Raw genomic sequence first — 16751 nt, forward strand, 5'->3', positions numbered from 1 at the left:
AGATAGGTGGTCGAGCAGCCGGTGAGGATCCTCAAGGTGGTCGAGTAGCCGGTGACGACTCCCAAGGTGGTCGAGTAGCCGGTGAGGAACGAGCCGGCGTATCGAGACCCGACCAGGTGTCGGGCCGACCCGCCAGTCCTGCTGCCCGGGAGGTGGTGATCCACGCCCACTTCCAGGCCACCACCACCGGCCAGACCACCGTGTTCGGTCCCACCGGCCACATCGAGGAAGGCCAGCGGCTGGTGCTGCTCGGCCAGGTCAAGGCCTGGTGCGCCGACACCCACACGAAGGTGACCATCAAGCCGGTCATCGACCTCAACGCCGAGCTGACCGCGCCGGGCTACGAGATCCCGGCCCGGATCCGCGAACAGATCATCCTGCGGGACCGCACCTGCGTGTTCCCACACTGCTCTCGGCCGGCCCGCCGCGCGGACGTCGACCACATCGTCGAGTACGACCACGAGGCGGAAGCCGAAGGCCGGCCACAGCCCGGCCCGACCACATCGAGCAACCTGGCGTGCCTGTGCCGGTTCCACCACAGGTTGAAGACCCACTCCGCCTGGACCTACCGGATGGTCGCGCCCGGAGTGTTCGACTGGACCAGCCCCCACGGCCACCGCTACCGACGCGACCGCCACGGCACGAGCCCGATCGACCCGGACCCACCCGAGCGACGATGACCCCGCCCCACACCCCGCCAGTCACCACGATGGCGGGGCGACAGGCATGTCCATACTGACGAGGTCATTCGGAGAACAGTGACCTGTTCTCCTCGATCCACGCGATCTCGGCCAGGTCCTCCTTCTCCATGGCGCCCTCGGCGACCCAGGTCTTCTGGGGTTCCTGACCCTGGTCTGCCAGGAAGTGCATGTGGTCGATCGTGTGGCGGACGCGGGACACCACGGCGTCGGTGACGTCGAAGTCGGCCGGCATCCCGTAGGCGTCGAGGAAGGCGTCGATGCGTGCTCGCCGATCGGGCACCTTCGGGAAGTGGTGCCACCCCAGGGCCGCGTCGTCGTCCCGCATCGGGGCGAACCACCTGAGGGCGTAGGCGACATCACTGCGCCGGGGTGCCCAGTGGAGGAAGTCCCAGTCGATGAGCGCGACGGCCTCCCCATCTCGCCACACGAAGTTCCAGGGGCCGGGATCGCCGTTGACGAAGACCTCGCCGCCCTCGGCCACCGGCGCGCTGAAGACGGCATCGTCAGGTGGGGCCCAGCCAGCGGAGGCGTCGTGGATGAGCCGGAGGAGCTGCGCCGCCGACCGCAGTCCTCGCTCGTCGTGCTGGTGCTTCCAGCCGGCGCCACCACTGTCGCCCTCGATGAAGCGGAGCGCCTCGGTGTTGCCATCCAGCGACACGGGCTCGGGGACGCAGTCCAGGCCCTGTGCGCGCAGGTGGCGCAGGAACGAGTGCACGGTCGGGGTGTGGGGTCCAGCAGGTCGCGTGACGGTCTCGTCCGCCAGCTCGACGTGGCGGGACTGCTCGTTCACCTCTGCCGCCCGGTTCAGAGCCTCGTCGTCCGCCATGGCGGCGACCCTTGCACGGGCACCGGCTGGGACGCCACGGGGTTTGGCGGAGCCTCATGCGTCCCCGTCTAGCGTGGCGCCATGCGCATCGTGTTGCTCGGCGACAGCCATCTTGCGAGGGTCCGGCGCGACCTGCCGGTGGTCGGCCAGGATGTCCGTAACGCGGCGGTGGGCGGGGCCACCTCGCTCGATCTCCTCGCGCAGGCGGACGGGGCGATGGTCACCCAGGACGACCTGGTCGTGGTGTCTGTCGGCACGAATGACGCCGCGCCCTGGAAGTGGATCCCGGTGACGACCTTCGCGCAAGCCCTGCTCGGCTGCATGGAGTCGATGCCCGCACGCCGATGGGTCTGCGTCGCACCGCCAGGAGTCGAGGAGTCGCGCTTGTCGGGCTCGGGCGATCGCACGAACGCGGTCCTCGACCGGTACCGGGAGGCCGCAGGGTCCGCCTGCGTCCAGGCCGGCGCCCACCTCCTCCGCACCGACCAGGTCATCGCACCGCTCGGTGCTGACGCGTTCGCCGGCGACGGCGTGCACCTGAGCGGACGGGGCTACGAAGTGGTCCTGCCCGCGATCGCCGAAGCGGTGCGTGGGGGCGCCTGACGTACGTGGTCGGTCCCGCCTAGGGTCTCCCGCGTGATGGACCACGACGAGATCGTCCGGTTGTACGGCCCGTGGCGAGCCCGGACCCCGCAGGACGTCGTCGAGCTGTTCGAGGGGTACGCAGGGCGGTGGTGGATCGCCGGCGGATGGGCCATCGAGGCGTTCACCGGCGTCGCGCGCCCACACGGTGACGTGGACCCCAGCATCCCGCGCTCCGACGTCGACGACCTGCGTCGGCACCTGTCGGGTCGACTCGACGTGTGGCAGGCCGACGATGGCACCCTGCGGCCGCTGGTCGGCGACTCGGAGTCGTTGACGGAGACCTGCGAGAACCTCTGGCTGCGCCGTGACGGCTCCTCTTCGTGGGAGTACGACGTCATTTTGATGGAGCTCGGGGCGTCGATGTGGACCTACAAGCGGGACAGCCGCATCCGCCTGCCCGTCGAGGAGATCTTCTGGGAGCGCGACGGCGTCTCGTACCTCCGCCCGGAGGTCCAGCTGCTCCACAAGGCGCGCGCACTCCGTCCGCAGGACCAGGCTGACTTCGACGCGGCCGCGCACCTGCTCGAGCCCGCTCGCCGGGGATGGCTGCGAGACGCCCTGGCCACGGCGCACGCAGGACACCCGTGGGTGGACGCCCTCTGAGTCAGCTGCTCTCCGGCGGCAGGTGCTTCTTCATCAGGCGGCGCACGCGCTTCTGCTTGCGGTCGGGGATCATCGAGCGCATCTCCTCGAGCTTGCCGAAGCAGAGGAGGCGGTCCTCACCCTCGAGGACGGTCTTGTTGCGCGGGTTGGGGATCACGTGCGGGCCGCGGTGGAGGGTGAGCACGGTGATGTCGCGCTCGTCGAGGCCGGAGTCGCCGAGCTTCTTGCCGACCATGTCCGAGCCGCCGTGCACGACGATCTCGGCGACGCCGTAGCCCGTCGAGACGGTGAGCCGCTGGCGTACGTCGATGTCGGGGAAGGCGACCTGGTTGTCGATGTAGTCGATGATCGCGCCGGCGACGTCGAGCTTCGTCGCGGTCTCGATGCCCTCCAGGCCGGGCGAGGAGTTCACCTCCATCACCTGCGGTCCCTTGCGGCCCTCGAGCATGTCGACGCCCGCGACGCGCAGGCCCATGATCTGCGCGGAGCGCACGGCCACGCGCTCGAACTCCTCGTCGAGCTCGACCGGCTCGACGCTGCCCCCGCGGTGCACGTTGGAGCGGAACTCGTCACCCTGCGCGACGCGCCGCATCGCCGCGACGACGCGGTCGCCGACGACGAGCGCGCGGATGTCGCGGCCCTTGCTCTCCTTGACGAAGCGCTGGATGAGCACGTTCTGCCGGGTGCTCTGGAGCGTCTCGATGATCGCCTCGGCGACCTTGATGGTCGGGGCGAGGATCACGCCGATGCCCTGGGTGCCCTCGAGCAGCTTGATCACGACCGGCGCACCGCCGACGCGCTCGATCGCGGGGATCACGTCGGCGCGGTCACGCACGAAGGTGGTCGCCGGCATCGGGATCTCGTGGCGGGACAGGATCTGCGTCGCGCGCAGCTTGTCGCGGCTGTTGGTGATGCCGTAGCTGGTGTTGGGGGTGTAGACGTCCATCTGCTCGAACTGCCGCACGACGGCGGTGCCGAAGTAGGTGATCGAGTTGCCGATGCGCGGCAGCACGGCGTCGTACGTCGAGAGCTGCTTGCCGCGGAAGAGCAGGTCGGGCTCGTCGCCCGAGAGGTCGATGCCGAACCGCAGCGTGTTGAGCACCTTGACGTCGTGCCCGCGATCCAGCGCGGCGGTGCGCAGCCGCTGCGTGCTGTAGGAGCGCGGTGCCCGAGAGAGGATGGCGAGCTTCATGGGGAGCCATACAACCACCCCCGTGCACCGGCCCTGACAGGATGGCGCGGTGTCCTCTACACCGACCCCGCCCGATTCACCGGACGAGTCGACCCCCGAGCAGGTGGTCGTGGGGTGGCGCGAGTGGGTCTCGCTCCCCCAGGCCGACGTGCCGTGGGTGAAGGCCAAGATCGACACCGGGGCACGCTCGTCCTCGATCCACGCCTTCGACCTCGAGGTGTTCGAGCAGGACGGCCAGGAGTGGGTGCGCTTCTCCATCCACCCGTGGCAGCGCTCCGACGAGGAGGCCCACGAGCTCAGCCTGCCGGTGCTCGACCGGCGCGAGGTCCGCTCCAGCAACGGGCAGACCGAGCTGCGCTACGCCGTCGCTCTCGACGTCGTCCTCGCCGGCCGCACCATCACCACGGTCATGACGCTGAGCAACCGTGACGAGATGGGCTTCCGGATGCTGATCGGCCGCGAGGCCCTCGAGCGCGGCTTCCTCGTCGACTCCTCGCGGTCGTACGCCGGTGGCAAGCCGCGCCGCGCGGTGCGCCGGAAGAACTGGGGCAAGTAGCCCGCGCGTCAGCGCAGCCTGATCTCGCAGCTCTTCAGCTTCTCGCCGCTGCACCGGTCGCGGTTGGCGTTGCCGTTGACGGTGTCGCGCCCCGGACCCCCGACCAGCAGGTCCTTGCCGCGAGAGCCCGAGATCGTGTCGTTCCCGCCGTCGCCGTGGATCCGGATCCTCGACCGCCGAGCGTCGCAGTCGAGCAGGTCGCCGTCGTCACCGGTGCGGTGCGACTCCAGCGAGTCCTTGCCGGCGCGGCCGCGGATGGTCGCCGTGCAGGCGTAGAAGCGGAGGTCGTCGGCCTTCCTCGTGCCGAGGACGGTCATCTTCTTCGCCCCGACGCGCACGTGGTCCCATCCACGGAAGATGCTGCGATGGGTCTGGCCGAAGATGCGGTTCTCGAGCCGGCCCCTGGCCAGGTCGAGGTCGAGCCGCTTGCCAGCCCACAGGTCGATCGAGTCCTCGCCCGGGCCGCCGACGTACGCGCTGCCGCGCCGGCCGGCACCGTCCTGCGAGACCAGGACGTCGCTGCCACCGCCGAGGGCGTAGCGCTCGACCGTCCGGGCACCGCGGCTCAGGAAGACGCCGACGTACTCGTCGCGGTCACTGCCCATGATGGACAGCGACTCCGGCGCGCCGGGGCCCACCTCGAAGCGGACGATGTCACCCGACCACGCGAGCACCGGAGCGCCGTCCTCGGTCCACGACCTGTTGGCTGCGTCGATCACCACGTCGCCGAGGCCGAGGTCTGGCAGCAGCGTCGCCGAGGTGCCGACCGCGACGCGTGACCCCGCGGCCTGCGTCCCACCCCAGCGGATCGTGTGACCGTCCCCGGCGAGGTCCAGGACGTCGGGGTTGGCGATGTCGAGCATGCCGGAGGCGTACTCGTCGCCGGACTGGCCCGGCCGCACGCCCGTCGTGGCGACGACCGTGTCGGCCTCGAGGTCGATGCGGCTGGGTCCGTCGGTGGACCCGAGCTCCACGGAGTCCCGGCCGGTGGAGGCGGTGTAGTGGTCGGAGCCGCTGCCCAGCTCCGCGTCGATCCAGGACCCCGACGCCGAGGCGTCCACCACGTCGTCGCCCGCCCCGGTGCGCAGGGTCAGCACACCCGGCCGGTCCGCGTCGGTGACGCAGACCAGGTCGTCGCCCCCGAGCGTGTCCACGCGGATCGCGCCGTTGGTGACGACGACGTCCGGCCCCTCCGTCCCGAGGAGCGGGGACTGCAGCGGCTGTCCCACGATCGTGGCCGGCCGCCCCTGGCACGTCTCCCCCGCGGCGTACGTCGGCGCGGTGGTGGTGCTCAGCAGGGTGGCGGTGAGCAGGCCGGTGGCCAGCAGCGGCAGCGGTCGCACGGCAGCTCCTTCGGTCGGGATCGGGAGGACGGGAGGGAGACGCGCCCGGAACCCCCGAAGTTGTCACACCTGACGGCTGGGCGCAGCACAGCGGGCGGACAGGCGGGCCGGTCACCGTCGCACCCATGCCGAACCGACCCTCCCGCCGCGCCTTCCTCGTGGGCGGCCTCACCACCCTCACCCTCACGACCGGCACCGGCGCGTGGGCCCTCGACCGCTACGTCCTCGACCACGTCGAGGTCGCCGACGTGTCGGCGTACGAGGCGAGCCAGGGCAGCGACGGCACCGAGCTCGACACCTCGCAGGCCGTGCGGACCGACGACGGCTGGAGCGCCGACGGCACGTCGATCACCGTCCGCGAGGTCAGCACCGGGACGGGCGACGCCACGGTGACCTACTTCGTCGCCGACCTCGTGCTGAGCGACGCGACCGTGCTGCGCTCGGCCTTCGCCGGCGACGCCTTCGGCACCAACATCGTCGACGAGACCTCCGACATCGCTGAGCAGAACGGCGCGATCCTCGCGATCAACGGCGACTACTACGGCTTCCGCGAGACCGGCATCGTCGTCCGCAACGGCGTCGCCTACCGCGACGAGGGCACCCGCGAGGGGCTGGCGTTCTACCGCGACGGCCGCGTGGAGCTCTACGACGAGACCGCGACCGACGCCGGCACGCTCGTCGCCGACGGTGTCTGGAACACCCTCTCCTTCGGCCCCGCGCTCGTCGCGGACGGCCAGGTGATCGACGGCATCGACGAGGTCGAGGTCGACACCAACTTCGGCAACCACTCGATCCAGGGCGACCAGCCGCGCACTGCGATCGGCGTGGTCGAGGACAACCACCTGCTGCTCGTCGTCGTCGACGGCCGGTCGACCGGCTACAGCGCCGGCGCGTCGATGACCGAGCTTGCGACCCTGATGAGGGGACTCGGCGCGGTGACCGCCTACAACATCGACGGCGGCGGCTCCTCGACGATGTTCTTCGACGGCGAGGTGGTCAACCGCCCCAGCAACGGCGGCGAGCGCGGCACCTCCGACATCCTCTACGTCAAGGGCTGACCGCGTGGTCGCCCCGACGCTGCTGGTCCCGGCGTACCGCCCCGGACCGGCCCTCCTCCGCACCCTCGGTGACGTGCGCGCCGCCCGCCCCGGCTGGGCGCTCGTGGTCGTCGACGACGGCTCCGGCGGGGCGTACGACGACGTGTTCGCGCGGGCACGGACGGTCGGCGCCGACGTCGTCACTCTCCCCGTCAACAGCGGCAAGGGCGCCGCCCTCAAGGCGGGCTTCGCCCACGTGGCCGCGACGAGACCGGGCTCGCCGGTCGTGTGCGCCGACGCCGACGGGCAGCACGCCCTGGCCGACATCGTCGCCGTGGGCGAGCGCCTCCTCGAGGACCCCGCCGCGCGGCGGGTGGTGCTCGGCACCCGCACCTTCGACGGCCACGTCCCGCTGCGCAGCCGGGTCGGCAACACCGTCACCCGCTGGCTGTTCGCCGCCGCGACGCGGACCCGGGTCGCCGACACCCAGACCGGCCTGCGCGGCCTCCCCGCGCACCTCCTCGGCTGGGCCGGCACGGTGCCCGGCGAGCGCTACGAGTACGAGCTCCAGGTGCTGCTGCACGCCGGCCGGGCGGGCATCGCGCTCGACCAGGTGCCGATCGCGACGATCTACCTCGACGACAACAGCTCGTCCCACTTCCGTCCCGTCGTGGACTCCCTGCGGGTCTACCTGCCGCTGCTGGCCTTCCTGACCTCGGCGCTCGCGGCCTTCGCCGTCGACACGGTCGCCCTGCTCGTGCTTCGGGCCCTGACCGGCGACCTCCTCGTCGCCGTCGTCGGCGCGCGGCTCACCAGCGCAGGGGTCAACTTCGTGGTCAATCGGCGTCTGGTCTTCGACGGCGAGCACCGTGTCCGCACCGGCCGTGCGGTGCGGCGCTACGCCGTCCTCGCCACCTGCCTGCTCGCCCTCAACTACCTGCTGCTCAGCGGCCTCACCGTCCTGGGTCTCGCCCTGCTCCCGGCCAAGGTGCTGACCGAGCTGGCGCTGGTCCCGACGAGCTTCGCGGCGCAGCGGACGTACGTCTTCCGGTCCCACCGGAACCTCACAGCAGGCACACAAGGAGAGCCCACGCCCCGGACAGGTGGCGCCAGCACGATCGACCTCACCAACCACTGACGAAAGGCCGCACTCCATGCGCCTCCCCTCCCGACCGGCCCGGATCCGCCAGGCTCTCGCCGGCGCCGCAGCCGCCCTGCTCCTCGCCGGGTGCGGCGCCTCCGTCGCCAGCGACACGACCACCACCGGCACGTCCACCACCTCGAGCTCGTCCAGCTCCGTCTCCACCACGGACGCGACCACGGTCGACGGCGCGCTCGCCGACGACGTCGCGGTCGAGACCGGCGACACCTCCTACGACGAGGCCGACGCCACCACGGTCACGCTGTCCGGGTCGAGCGCCGAGTCCGACAGCGACGCGGTCAGCACCGCCGACGGCACGGTGACGATCTCCGCGGCCGGCACCTACGTCCTGACCGGCGACCTCACCGGCCAGGTCGTCGTGGACAGCGCCGCCGATGGTGTCGTACGCCTCGTGCTGGACGACGCCTCGGTCACTTCCGAGTCCTCGGCCGCCATCGACGTCGTCGACGCCGAGTCGGTGGTCGTGGTGCTCGCCGACGGGAGCGACAACTCGCTGACCGACGCGACGACGTACGCCGACACGTCCGAGGACGCACCCACCGGCACCCTCTACTCCACCGCGGACCTCACCATCGGCGGCAGCGGGTCGCTCACCGTGACCGGCAACAGCAACAACGGCATCGTCGGCAAGGACGGCCTGGTGATCACCGGCGGCACGATCGAGGTCACCTCCGTCGACGACGGCATCATCGGCAAGGACTACCTCGTCCTCAGCGACGGCACCGTCACCGTCGACGCGACCGACGACGCCTTCAAGTCCGACAACACCGAGGACGCCGGCGCCGGCTTCGTGCTCATCGAGGGCGGCGAGCTCGCCGTGACGTCGCAGGACGACGGCATCAAGGGCGTCCAGGTGCTCGTGTCCGGCGGCACGGTCGACGTCGCCGGCTCCAACGAGGCCATGGAGGGCTCGACGATCATCATCGACGACGGTGACGTCGAGCTGCACTCGGCCGACGACGGCGTCAACGTCTCGTCGTCCGACGACAGTGCCGCGACCGACGGCCAGCCCGGCGGCGAGATGCAGGCCGACGACTCGCTCCAGCTGTACGTCAACGGCGGCACGCTCGAGGTCTGGGCCAGCGGCGACGGACTGGACTCCAACGGCTCCGCGACGATCACCGGCGGCGACATCGTGGTCTACGGACCGACGACCGACGGCAACGGCGCGCTCGACGTCAACGGCACCTTCGACGTCAGCGGCGGCACCCTGCTCGCCGTCGGCAGCGCCGGGATGATGGTCGCCCCCTCGACCGACTCTGCCCCTGCCCAGGGCTGGATCGCCACCGCCCTCCCCGCCACCGCGACCGCGGGCTCGGAGGTCGTGATCACCGACGCCGACGGCGCCGAGGTGGCGACGTACACGGTCGAGAAGGACTTCGCCTCGGTCGTCTACTCCTCCGCCGACCTCACCCAGGGCGACACCTACACCGTCACCGTCGACGGCACCGCGACCACGGTCACCGCGGGCGACGCACCCGCAGGTGGCCACGGCGGCCCGATGGGCGGCTGAGCCATGACCCAGACCACCCCCACACCAGGACCCGAAGGACACACCATGAACGACACACCCGACACCGCCACAGACCCCGGAACTGCCAGCCCCGAGCCGCCCGCCCGCACCCGCTCGTGGCGCGCCGCCCGCGGCCGCCGCACGATGGTGGCCGGCGCGGTGGTGGCCGGGCTCGCGATCGGCGGCGCCGGCTTCGGAGCCGGGTACGCCGTCGGCGACCACGGCTCCGAGAGCACCGGCACGACCGGCACGACGCAGCAGCAGGGCTGGGGCGACCGGGGCGACTTCCCCGGCGGGCCCGGCGGCATGGGCGGCCAGATGGGGGGTCCGCCCGGCGACCAGGGCGGCACCACCGACGGGCAGGGCGGCACCACCGGCCAGCAGCCCGACTTCGACGGCGACGGCCAGCCCGACACCGACTCGGGCAGCGACTCGGACAGCTCGACCTCCGGGTCCACCCAGAACAGCTGACCCCCAGACCGACCCACCCCGGCCACCTCACCCCCCGAGAGGTGCCGGGGTGGGTCCTGCTCCGCCACTACCCTGAGCAGGGTGACCACCTCCGCCGCTCCCCGCAGGTCCCGGTAGTGGCGCGCGAGTCGTTCGCCATCGGCACCGTCCGGATCCGGGCGGGGTCGCTGCGCGCGATCGAGCTGCCGATCACCCGCCTGGTCACGGGCGCCGACGTGACGCTGCCGGTGCGCGTCGTCCACGGCCGCGAGGACGGCCCGCGCGTGTGGATCGACGCCGCCATCCACGGCGACGAGGTCGTCGGCATCGAGGTGATCCGCCAGGTGATGGCCGGGCTCGACCCCAAGACCTTCCGGGGCACGCTGGTCGCGGTGCCGATCGTCAACGTCCTCGGCTTCATGACCGGCGACCGCTACCTCCCCGACCGGCGCGACCTCAACCGGTCGTTCCCGGGCTCGGCCCGCGGCTCGCTCGCCAGCCGGATCGCCCACCTCTTCATGCGCGAGATCGTCGCGGGCTGCGAGGTCGGCATCGACCTCCACACCGGATCCGACCGGCGCAGCAACCTGCCGCAGGTCCGGGCCGACCTCGACGACGAGCGCACCCGCGAGCTCGCCGCTGCCTTCGGGGCACCGGTGATGCTGCACGCCAAGATCCGCGACGGCTCGCTGCGCCACGCCGCCCGCGAGCAGGGCGCGAAGGTGCTGCTCTACGAAGCCGGTGAGCCGCTGCGCTTCGACGACTACGCCGTCGAGGCCGGCGTCGTCGGCGTACGCCGGGTGCTGGCCGCGCTCGGCATGACCGAGCCCGTCGACGAGCCCCCCGTCGAGCCGAGCCTGGAGTGCCGCTCCAGCGGCTGGGTGCGGGCCCGTCGCACCGGGATCCTCCACCTCGACGCGCACCTCGGCCAGAAGGTCAGCGACGGCGAGCGCCTCGGCACCCTCTTCGACTCCAACGGCCGGACCCTCCGCGCGGTCTACGCCAACCGCGACGGCATCGTGATCGGCCGCACCGAGGCACCGCTCGTGAACTCCGGCGACGCGGTCGTGCACATCGCCAACTAGCGTTCCCCGCATGGCCTTCGACGTCGCCGCGTTCCGTGCGGGCTTCCCCTCCCTCGCCTCCGGCATCGCCCACTTCGACAACCCGGGCGGCACCCAGACGCCGACCGTGGTCGGCGAGGCGATCGCCCGGACCCTGACCGGCCCGCTGTCGCAGCGCGGGTCCGGGACCCTCAGCCAGCGCAACGCCGAGGAGGCGGTGGCCGGCTTCCGGTCCGCCATCGCCGACCTGCTCGGCGGGGTGCCCGGCGGGGTGGTCCACGGCCGCAGCGCGACGGCACTGACGTACGACTTCTCCCGCACGCTGGCGAAGACCTGGTCGCCGGGCGACGAGGTCGTGGTGTGCGAGCTGGACCACGACTCCAACGTGCGGCCGTGGGTGCAGGCGGCCGAGCGGGCCGGCGTCGCGGTGAAGTGGCTGCGCCTCGTGCCCGAGACCGGCGAGCTCGACCTGTCCTCTCTGGACGTGATCACCTCACGGACGCGGCTGGTCGCCCTCACCGCGGCGTCCAACCTGCTCGGCACCCGCTCACCCGTGGCGACGGTCGCCGCGCGGGCGCACGAGGTCGGCGCGCTGGTGTACGTCGATGCCGTCCACCACGCGGCCCACGCTGCCCCCGACATCGCCACGATGGGCGCCGACCTGGTCGTGTGCTCGCCCTACAAGTTCTTCGGCCCGCACTGCGGCGCGCTCGTCGCCGACCCCGCGCTGCTCGAGACGCTCCGGCCCGACAAGCTCGTGCCGTCGACCGACGCGGTGCCCGAGCGCTTCGAGCTCGGCACCCTCCCCTACGAGCTGCTGGCCGGCGCGACCGCGGCGATCGACCTGATCGCCTCGCTCGGCACGGGCACCTCGCGCCGCGAGCGACTCGTCTCGGCAGCGGCCCTGGTCGCCGAGCACGAGCTGCGGCTCCGGGTCCGGATCGAGGACGGACTTGCCGCCCTCGGTGACCACCTCACGCTCCACTCGCGCGCGGCCGACCGCACCTCGACGCTCTTCGTCACGCTGCGCGACCGCCGGCCGTCGGACGTCCACGAGCTCCTGGCCAAGCAGGACGTGCTCGTCCCGGCCGGCACGTTCTACGCCTACGAGACCTTCCGCGCCCTCGGACTGCCGGTGGACGCCGGCCTCAGGATCGGGCTCGCGGCCTACACCGATGACTCCGACGTCGACCGGCTGCTCGAGGGGCTCGCCGACGCCATCGCCTGACGCTTTGCGCTCGTATCTAGATACGTGCTGTACTTAGATACATGAGCGACACAGCGAACTGGCCGACCCCGTGGGTCCGCGCCGCCCTCGACCTCGCCGTCCTGGCGAGCCTCACCGACGGGCGGCTCCACGGCTACGCCATCGCGCAGGCGCTGGCTGCGCACGGCTTCGGGCTGCTCAAGGGCGGCTCGCTCTACCCGGTCCTCAACCGGCTCGAGGAGGCCGGCGACGTGGCGGCCGCCTGGGTCGAGGGCAGCGGTGGCCCGGGACGCCGGGAGTACGACCTCACGTCCGCCGGGCGTGACCGGCTGGACCGCGAGCTCGCCTCCTGGCGCGAGCTGGGAGAGACGCTGACGACGATGAGCACGGGGGCGATCCGGAATGGCTGAGCAGACGACACCACTGGCGGCGACGATCGACGCGTTCGACTCGGTCCGCGGCGACGACATGGACGGCGTCTGGGCCTTCGGCGTCTCCTGGTCGCTGATGATGCGCGACGTCGATCCGGACCTCATCCGCGACGGCCTCGAGCAGGCGCTCGCGGTGGTCCGGACGAGCGGCGAGTCACCCTCGGCGCTCTTCGGGGACGCGAGCCAGCATGCGGCGGCGCTCTACGACGAGTGGTCGTCCGAGGGCAGGCTCACGCTGATCGCACTCACCCGGACGACGTGGCCCGAGGCGCTCCGGCTCGGCACGGTCCTCTCAGCGGCGTACGCCGTCCTGTTCGCCGTCGTGCAGCTCGTGCGTGGCGACCTCGATGCGTCCTCCGGAGCACGGATCCTGCTGATCTCGCTCGTCATCGGGATGGGCAGCGGGCTCGGGCTGGCCGTCTGGAGCCGACGCCACCGACGGAGCGCCCCTCCCGCAGACCTGCCGGCAGACCTGCGCTGGTCGGCGGAGCTCACCGAGATCCTCCGGACCGACTACTCCCTGTCGGGATCGCGTGTGCGCGACATCGTGGCCGAGGCGAGTGCCCACGTCGCCGAGTCCGGCCGTTCGATGTCCGACGAGTTCGGCACGCCGAGGGAGTACGCCGCCCGGTTCGCGCCGGACCTCGCCCGCCGCAGCCTCTTCACGGCGGCGTTCCTGGGTGCGCTGTCCCTTCTCAACGTGATCCCGCTCGTCGACGAGCCGCACTGGTCGAACGTCGGACTGCTCCTCGGCTTCGGGTGGCTCGCCGTCGCCGAGCACCGGAAGTACCGACACCTCCGGGCAGGATGACTCAGGCGTCGCGCCGCCAGCGGTACGTGCGGGTGCGCGCGCCGGGCTCGAAGCCGATCCCGCGGTAGAGCCGCGCGGGCGCCGGGTAGTCGTCGTCCCCGCGGGGACAGACGAGGCCCTCCGTGGCGCCGAGGTCGCGGGCCGCGGTGAGCGCCGAGACCGACGCGGCGGTGGCCAGGCCCCGGCGGCCGTGCTCCTCGACGCAGCCGACGGGCTCGACGAGGGCGACTCCGGTCGCGGCGTCGAGCCACACGCAGCAGGACGCCACCCACGCGCCGCCGGGTGCGATGACGACGTGGTCGGTCTCGGGGCGGTAGGGCGGGGTCTTCATCAGGCGCTGGTAGGCCGCCGCGGTCACCCGTGACGTCGGCGACCAGGCGGCGCGGTGCACGGCTGCCCGCCGGTCGTGCTCGTCGGGACGCACCGCGCGGACGGCGTACCCCTCGGGGAGGACCACCGGCGGCAGGTCGGCGAGGTCGAGGTGGTGGTGCGTGAACCACGGGCTCTCGACTTCCGCGAAGCCGTGCTGCTCGAGCACCTCGAGGACGACCTGCTCGGTCTCCAGCGTGCTGGTGGTGACCTCGTCGTCGGACTCCGCCAGCGCCGCGGTGACGACCGCGTCGACAGCAGCCGAATTGGTGCCGCAGGCCTCCAGCCAGTCGCGCGACTCCAACCAGGCCCACGCATCGTCGAGCAGGAAGGCCGGGCCGAGGTCGAGCACCTCCGGCTCGCCGTAGGCCGCGGACCACGCGAGCTGGCCGGGGTGGTGGCGCGACCGGTGCGACCAGAGGTCCGAGGCGAGGGCCTGCATCCGCGGCAGGGCGTCGTACGCGCCGAGGCGCTCGGGGATCATGGCCGCACTGTGGCAGTGCCGACCGCGTCCGCGCCCCTGCTTTTCAGTCCTCGCGCACCTGCTCGACGACCTCCTCCGAGCCCGGACCCTGCTCGTGCGCGCGGGAGTCGAGGGCGTCGGTGTCGACGGTGTCGCCGACGGTCGCGTTGCCGTCCGGCTCGGCGTCGAGGGCGCGCTGCCGGTCCTCGTCGTTGACCCGTTTGCCGGCGCCGGGGAAGACCGACTCCTCCGGGTGCTCGGCGTACGCGTCCGGGTCGCTGGGCTCGTCGGTGGGTCGGTCGCTCATGCTCGCGACCGTACGCCGACCCTCGCGGCCGCGGCCCGCCCCGAGGGGTGGGCAGGTGACGGATCGGCCTGACCGGAGGATGCTCCGTGCATGGCCTTCCCCGAGATCCGCGACGTCTCCGCCGACGGGGTGGTCCGGGTCGAGGCGTGGGACGCCGACGCCCTGGTCGGCCACGCCACCGCCCGGCCGGTGCAGCTGTTCGAGTGCGAGCGCTTCTGCGAGGTGCAGGTCAACAGCGCGCGGCGGCGCGAGGGCATCGGCACCGCGCTCTGGACCGCGCTGGACGAGGCGGTGCCGCCGGAGGAGGCGCTGGTCTGCCGCCTCCTGCACGCCGACACCGATGCGGTTGGGTTCGCCGCGTCGATCGGGCACGACCTGGTCGAGCTGTGCCCGGCACCGCAGGCCGACCCGGTCACCGCGGCGTGGGCCGCGTGGTGCGCTGACCAGCCGGTGCCGGACGGGTCGGTCGCGGTCGGCACCGACGGGGTCCCGGAGGCCGACCTCGAGGAGGCGTGGGTCGACTACTACGTCTGGGCCCACGAGATGATCGGCCCGCTGCGCCCGCGCGCCGACGTCGCCGCGGCGTCCGCCGGACTCGGGACCTACGTCGACCACGGGGTGTCGAGCGTGGTGCTGCGCGGCGGCCGGGTGGTGGCGCTGAGCCTGGTGTTCAGCGAGCCGGCCGAGGACGGGATCGTGCGGGTGCTCGCCGAGACGCCGCGCGTCGACGAGCCCGACGGGCAGCACCTCGTCGCGGCCGCCCTCGCTCGCACCCTCACCCTGCTCGCCTCGCGCGGGGTCCGGGTCGTGGAGATGGAGGGCCGCACCTTCGACCCGCACCTCCCCGCGGTCTTCGCGACCTTCCCGCCCCACGACAGCAACCCGATGAGCGTGGTCCGGATGCACCGCGCCGCCCGCTGAGCAACGTACGACCGCGGTGTCGGACCGCTCGGCCACAATGGCGAGGTGTCCCGCCACTGGGTGCTCCATGTCGACATGGACCAGTTCCTCGTCGCCGTCGAGCTGCTGCGCCGGCCCGAGCTGGTCGGCAAGCCGGTGGTCGTGGGCGGGAGAGGTGACCCGACCGAGCGGGCGGTCGTCTCGACCGCGTCCTACGAGGCGCGCGCCCACGGCGTGCGCAGCGGGCTGGCGCTGAAGATCGCGCGGCGGCGCTCGCCCGACGCAGTGTTCCTGCCCGTCGACTTCCCGGTCTACGAGGAGGCCTCGGCCCGGGTCATGGAGACCCTGCGCGCCACCCCCGGGGCGGTCGTGGAGGTGCTCGGGTGGGACGAGGCGTTCGTCGGCGTCGAGACCGACGACCCGCTCGCCACCGCGCGCTCGATCCAGGCGGCGGTGCTCGAGGCGACCGACCTGCACTGCTCGGTCGGCATCGGCGACACCCTCGTCCGGGCCAAGATCGCCACCGACTTCGGCAAGCCGCAGGGCACCTTCCAACTGACCCGCGACAACTGGATGGAGGTCATGGGCCACCGCCCGACCACGGCGCTCTGGGGCGTCGGCACCCGGATCGGCAAGCGGCTCGAGGTGATCGGCATCCGCACCGTCGCCGACCTGGCCGGCGCCGACGAGGAGGCGCTGGTCGCCGCGTTCGGGCCGTCCAACGGCCCCCACCTCGGCCGACTGGGTCGCGGCGGCGGCCGGGCCCACCCCGACGACACCCCGTGGGTGGCGCGGGCGCACGGCCGCGAGACGACGTACCAGTCCGACCTCACCACGGCCGAGGAGGTCCTCGCCGCCCTCACCGAGCTGGCGGCCCGCGTCGTCGACGACGTACGCAAGGAGGAGCGCGCGGTCCAGCGGGTGCACCTCAAGATCCGGTTCGCGCCGTTCTTCACCTTCACCCGCATCCGCAAGCTGCCGGAGCCGACGTACGACGTCGACGTGGTCGCGCGCACCGCCTACGAGCTCTACCTCGCCCTCGACGACCCGCGACCCGTCCGGCTGCTCGGCGTGCGCGGGGAGATGGTGCCCCCGGAGGGCGGCTACTGAGCGACGTCCGGGACGTTGGGCGGCTCCCCCACACGTGTCCGCGACACTGCCCCCGAGCGAC

The 16751-nt window shown here is 72.4% G+C and carries 19 protein-coding genes and 1 pseudogene; 14 read left to right on the plus strand and 6 right to left on the minus strand.

Features of this window, described 5'->3' with window-relative positions; genetic code table 11:
• The first annotated feature begins 155 nt into the window (after positions 1 to 155).
• Positions 156 to 680: an HNH endonuclease signature motif containing protein gene (locus ACE3QY_RS00005; RefSeq protein ID WP_374453959.1), complete on the plus strand. Its 525-nt coding sequence runs from the start codon at positions 156 to 158 to the stop codon at positions 678 to 680.
• A gap of 64 nt (positions 681 to 744) precedes the next feature.
• Here ACE3QY_RS00005 and ACE3QY_RS00010 read toward each other — a convergent pair whose 3' ends face one another.
• Complete coding sequence (locus ACE3QY_RS00010) at positions 745 to 1527, minus strand: phosphotransferase (RefSeq protein ID WP_374453960.1); 783 nt, start codon at positions 1525 to 1527, stop codon at positions 745 to 747.
• Positions 1528 to 1608: 81 nt separating this feature from the next.
• Between ACE3QY_RS00010 and ACE3QY_RS00015 the strand changes: the two genes are divergently transcribed.
• Together ACE3QY_RS00015 and ACE3QY_RS00020 are read left to right on the plus strand one after the other, a co-directional pair.
• On the plus strand, positions 1609 to 2130 hold the full coding sequence (locus ACE3QY_RS00015) for an SGNH/GDSL hydrolase family protein (protein WP_374453961.1): 522 nt from the start codon (positions 1609 to 1611) through the stop codon (positions 2128 to 2130).
• Positions 2131 to 2166: 36 nt separating this feature from the next.
• Positions 2167 to 2775 (plus strand): nucleotidyltransferase domain-containing protein, encoded by a 609-nt coding sequence (locus ACE3QY_RS00020; RefSeq protein ID WP_374454897.1) that lies wholly within the window; start codon positions 2167 to 2169, stop codon positions 2773 to 2775.
• Between the two features lies 1 nt (position 2776).
• Here the strand turns inward: ACE3QY_RS00020 and ACE3QY_RS00025 are convergent, their stop codons facing one another.
• Positions 2777 to 3124 carry a cation:proton antiporter regulatory subunit gene (locus ACE3QY_RS00025; RefSeq protein ID WP_374454898.1) on the minus strand — a complete coding sequence of 116 codons (348 nt, stop codon included), beginning with the start codon at positions 3122 to 3124 and terminating at the stop codon, positions 2777 to 2779.
• Positions 3107 to 3967 (minus strand): annotated as a pseudogene (locus ACE3QY_RS00030) (RimK family alpha-L-glutamate ligase); the annotation flags it as partial. The pseudogene ACE3QY_RS00030 and the gene ACE3QY_RS00025, both read right to left, overlap by 18 nt.
• 49 nt (positions 3968 to 4016) lie before the next feature.
• Here ACE3QY_RS00030 and ACE3QY_RS00035 point away from each other — a divergent pair.
• Positions 4017 to 4523, plus strand: coding sequence for an ATP-dependent zinc protease (locus ACE3QY_RS00035; RefSeq protein ID WP_374453962.1), 507 nt, complete (start codon positions 4017 to 4019; stop codon positions 4521 to 4523).
• An 8-nt stretch (positions 4524 to 4531) separates the two neighbouring features.
• On the opposite strand, the gene ACE3QY_RS00040 is transcribed toward ACE3QY_RS00035, so the two are convergent.
• On the minus strand, positions 4532 to 5866 hold the full coding sequence (locus ACE3QY_RS00040; RefSeq protein ID WP_374453963.1) for a hypothetical protein: 1335 nt from the start codon (positions 5864 to 5866) through the stop codon (positions 4532 to 4534).
• A gap of 125 nt (positions 5867 to 5991) precedes the next feature.
• On the opposite strand from ACE3QY_RS00040, the gene ACE3QY_RS00045 reads away from it, so the two are divergent.
• From ACE3QY_RS00045 to ACE3QY_RS00080, 8 genes are read left to right on the plus strand one after another with little or no spacing between them, the layout of a single operon-like run.
• A complete protein-coding gene (locus ACE3QY_RS00045) occupies positions 5992 to 6924 on the plus strand; it encodes a phosphodiester glycosidase family protein (protein WP_374453964.1) in 933 nt (310 codons plus the stop codon).
• Positions 6925 to 6928: 4 nt separating this feature from the next.
• Positions 6929 to 8041: a GtrA family protein gene (locus ACE3QY_RS00050; RefSeq protein ID WP_374453965.1), complete on the plus strand. Its 1113-nt coding sequence runs from the start codon at positions 6929 to 6931 to the stop codon at positions 8039 to 8041.
• Between the two features lie 16 nt (positions 8042 to 8057).
• Complete coding sequence (locus ACE3QY_RS00055; RefSeq protein ID WP_374453966.1) at positions 8058 to 9578, plus strand: carbohydrate-binding domain-containing protein; 1521 nt, start codon at positions 8058 to 8060, stop codon at positions 9576 to 9578.
• A 45-nt stretch (positions 9579 to 9623) separates the two neighbouring features.
• Complete coding sequence (locus ACE3QY_RS00060; protein ID WP_374453967.1) at positions 9624 to 10049, plus strand: hypothetical protein; 426 nt, start codon at positions 9624 to 9626, stop codon at positions 10047 to 10049.
• Between the two features lie 41 nt (positions 10050 to 10090).
• Positions 10091 to 11113: a succinylglutamate desuccinylase/aspartoacylase family protein gene (locus ACE3QY_RS00065; RefSeq protein ID WP_374453968.1), complete on the plus strand. Its 1023-nt coding sequence runs from the start codon at positions 10091 to 10093 to the stop codon at positions 11111 to 11113.
• A gap of 10 nt (positions 11114 to 11123) precedes the next feature.
• On the plus strand, positions 11124 to 12320 hold the full coding sequence (locus tag ACE3QY_RS00070; protein ID WP_374453969.1) for a cysteine desulfurase-like protein: 1197 nt from the start codon (positions 11124 to 11126) through the stop codon (positions 12318 to 12320).
• A 41-nt stretch (positions 12321 to 12361) separates the two neighbouring features.
• A complete protein-coding gene (locus ACE3QY_RS00075) occupies positions 12362 to 12709 on the plus strand; it encodes a PadR family transcriptional regulator (protein WP_374453970.1) in 348 nt (115 codons plus the stop codon).
• On the plus strand, positions 12702 to 13541 hold the full coding sequence (locus tag ACE3QY_RS00080; protein WP_374453971.1) for a hypothetical protein: 840 nt from the start codon (positions 12702 to 12704) through the stop codon (positions 13539 to 13541). The genes ACE3QY_RS00075 and ACE3QY_RS00080 overlap by 8 nt, the downstream gene beginning before the upstream one ends.
• Position 13542: 1 nt before the next feature.
• Here the strand turns inward: ACE3QY_RS00080 and ACE3QY_RS00085 are convergent, their stop codons facing one another.
• Together ACE3QY_RS00085 and ACE3QY_RS00090 are read right to left on the minus strand one after the other, a co-directional pair.
• A complete protein-coding gene (locus tag ACE3QY_RS00085) occupies positions 13543 to 14394 on the minus strand; it encodes a GNAT family N-acetyltransferase (RefSeq protein WP_374453972.1) in 852 nt (283 codons plus the stop codon).
• Positions 14395 to 14437: 43 nt separating this feature from the next.
• Entirely contained in the window at positions 14438 to 14680 is a 243-nt protein-coding gene (locus ACE3QY_RS00090; RefSeq protein WP_374453973.1) for a hypothetical protein, read from the minus strand.
• A gap of 90 nt (positions 14681 to 14770) precedes the next feature.
• On the opposite strand from ACE3QY_RS00090, the gene ACE3QY_RS00095 reads away from it, so the two are divergent.
• Positions 14771 to 15601 (plus strand): hypothetical protein, encoded by an 831-nt coding sequence (locus ACE3QY_RS00095; RefSeq protein WP_374453974.1) that lies wholly within the window; start codon positions 14771 to 14773, stop codon positions 15599 to 15601.
• 45 nt (positions 15602 to 15646) lie between these two features.
• A complete protein-coding gene (locus ACE3QY_RS00100) occupies positions 15647 to 16690 on the plus strand; it encodes a DNA polymerase IV (protein WP_374453975.1) in 1044 nt (347 codons plus the stop codon).
• The last annotated feature ends 61 nt before the right edge of the window (positions 16691 to 16751 follow it).

This window comes from Nocardioides sp. (assembly GCF_041913365.1).
Classification (GTDB): domain Bacteria; phylum Actinomycetota; class Actinomycetes; order Propionibacteriales; family Nocardioidaceae; genus Nocardioides.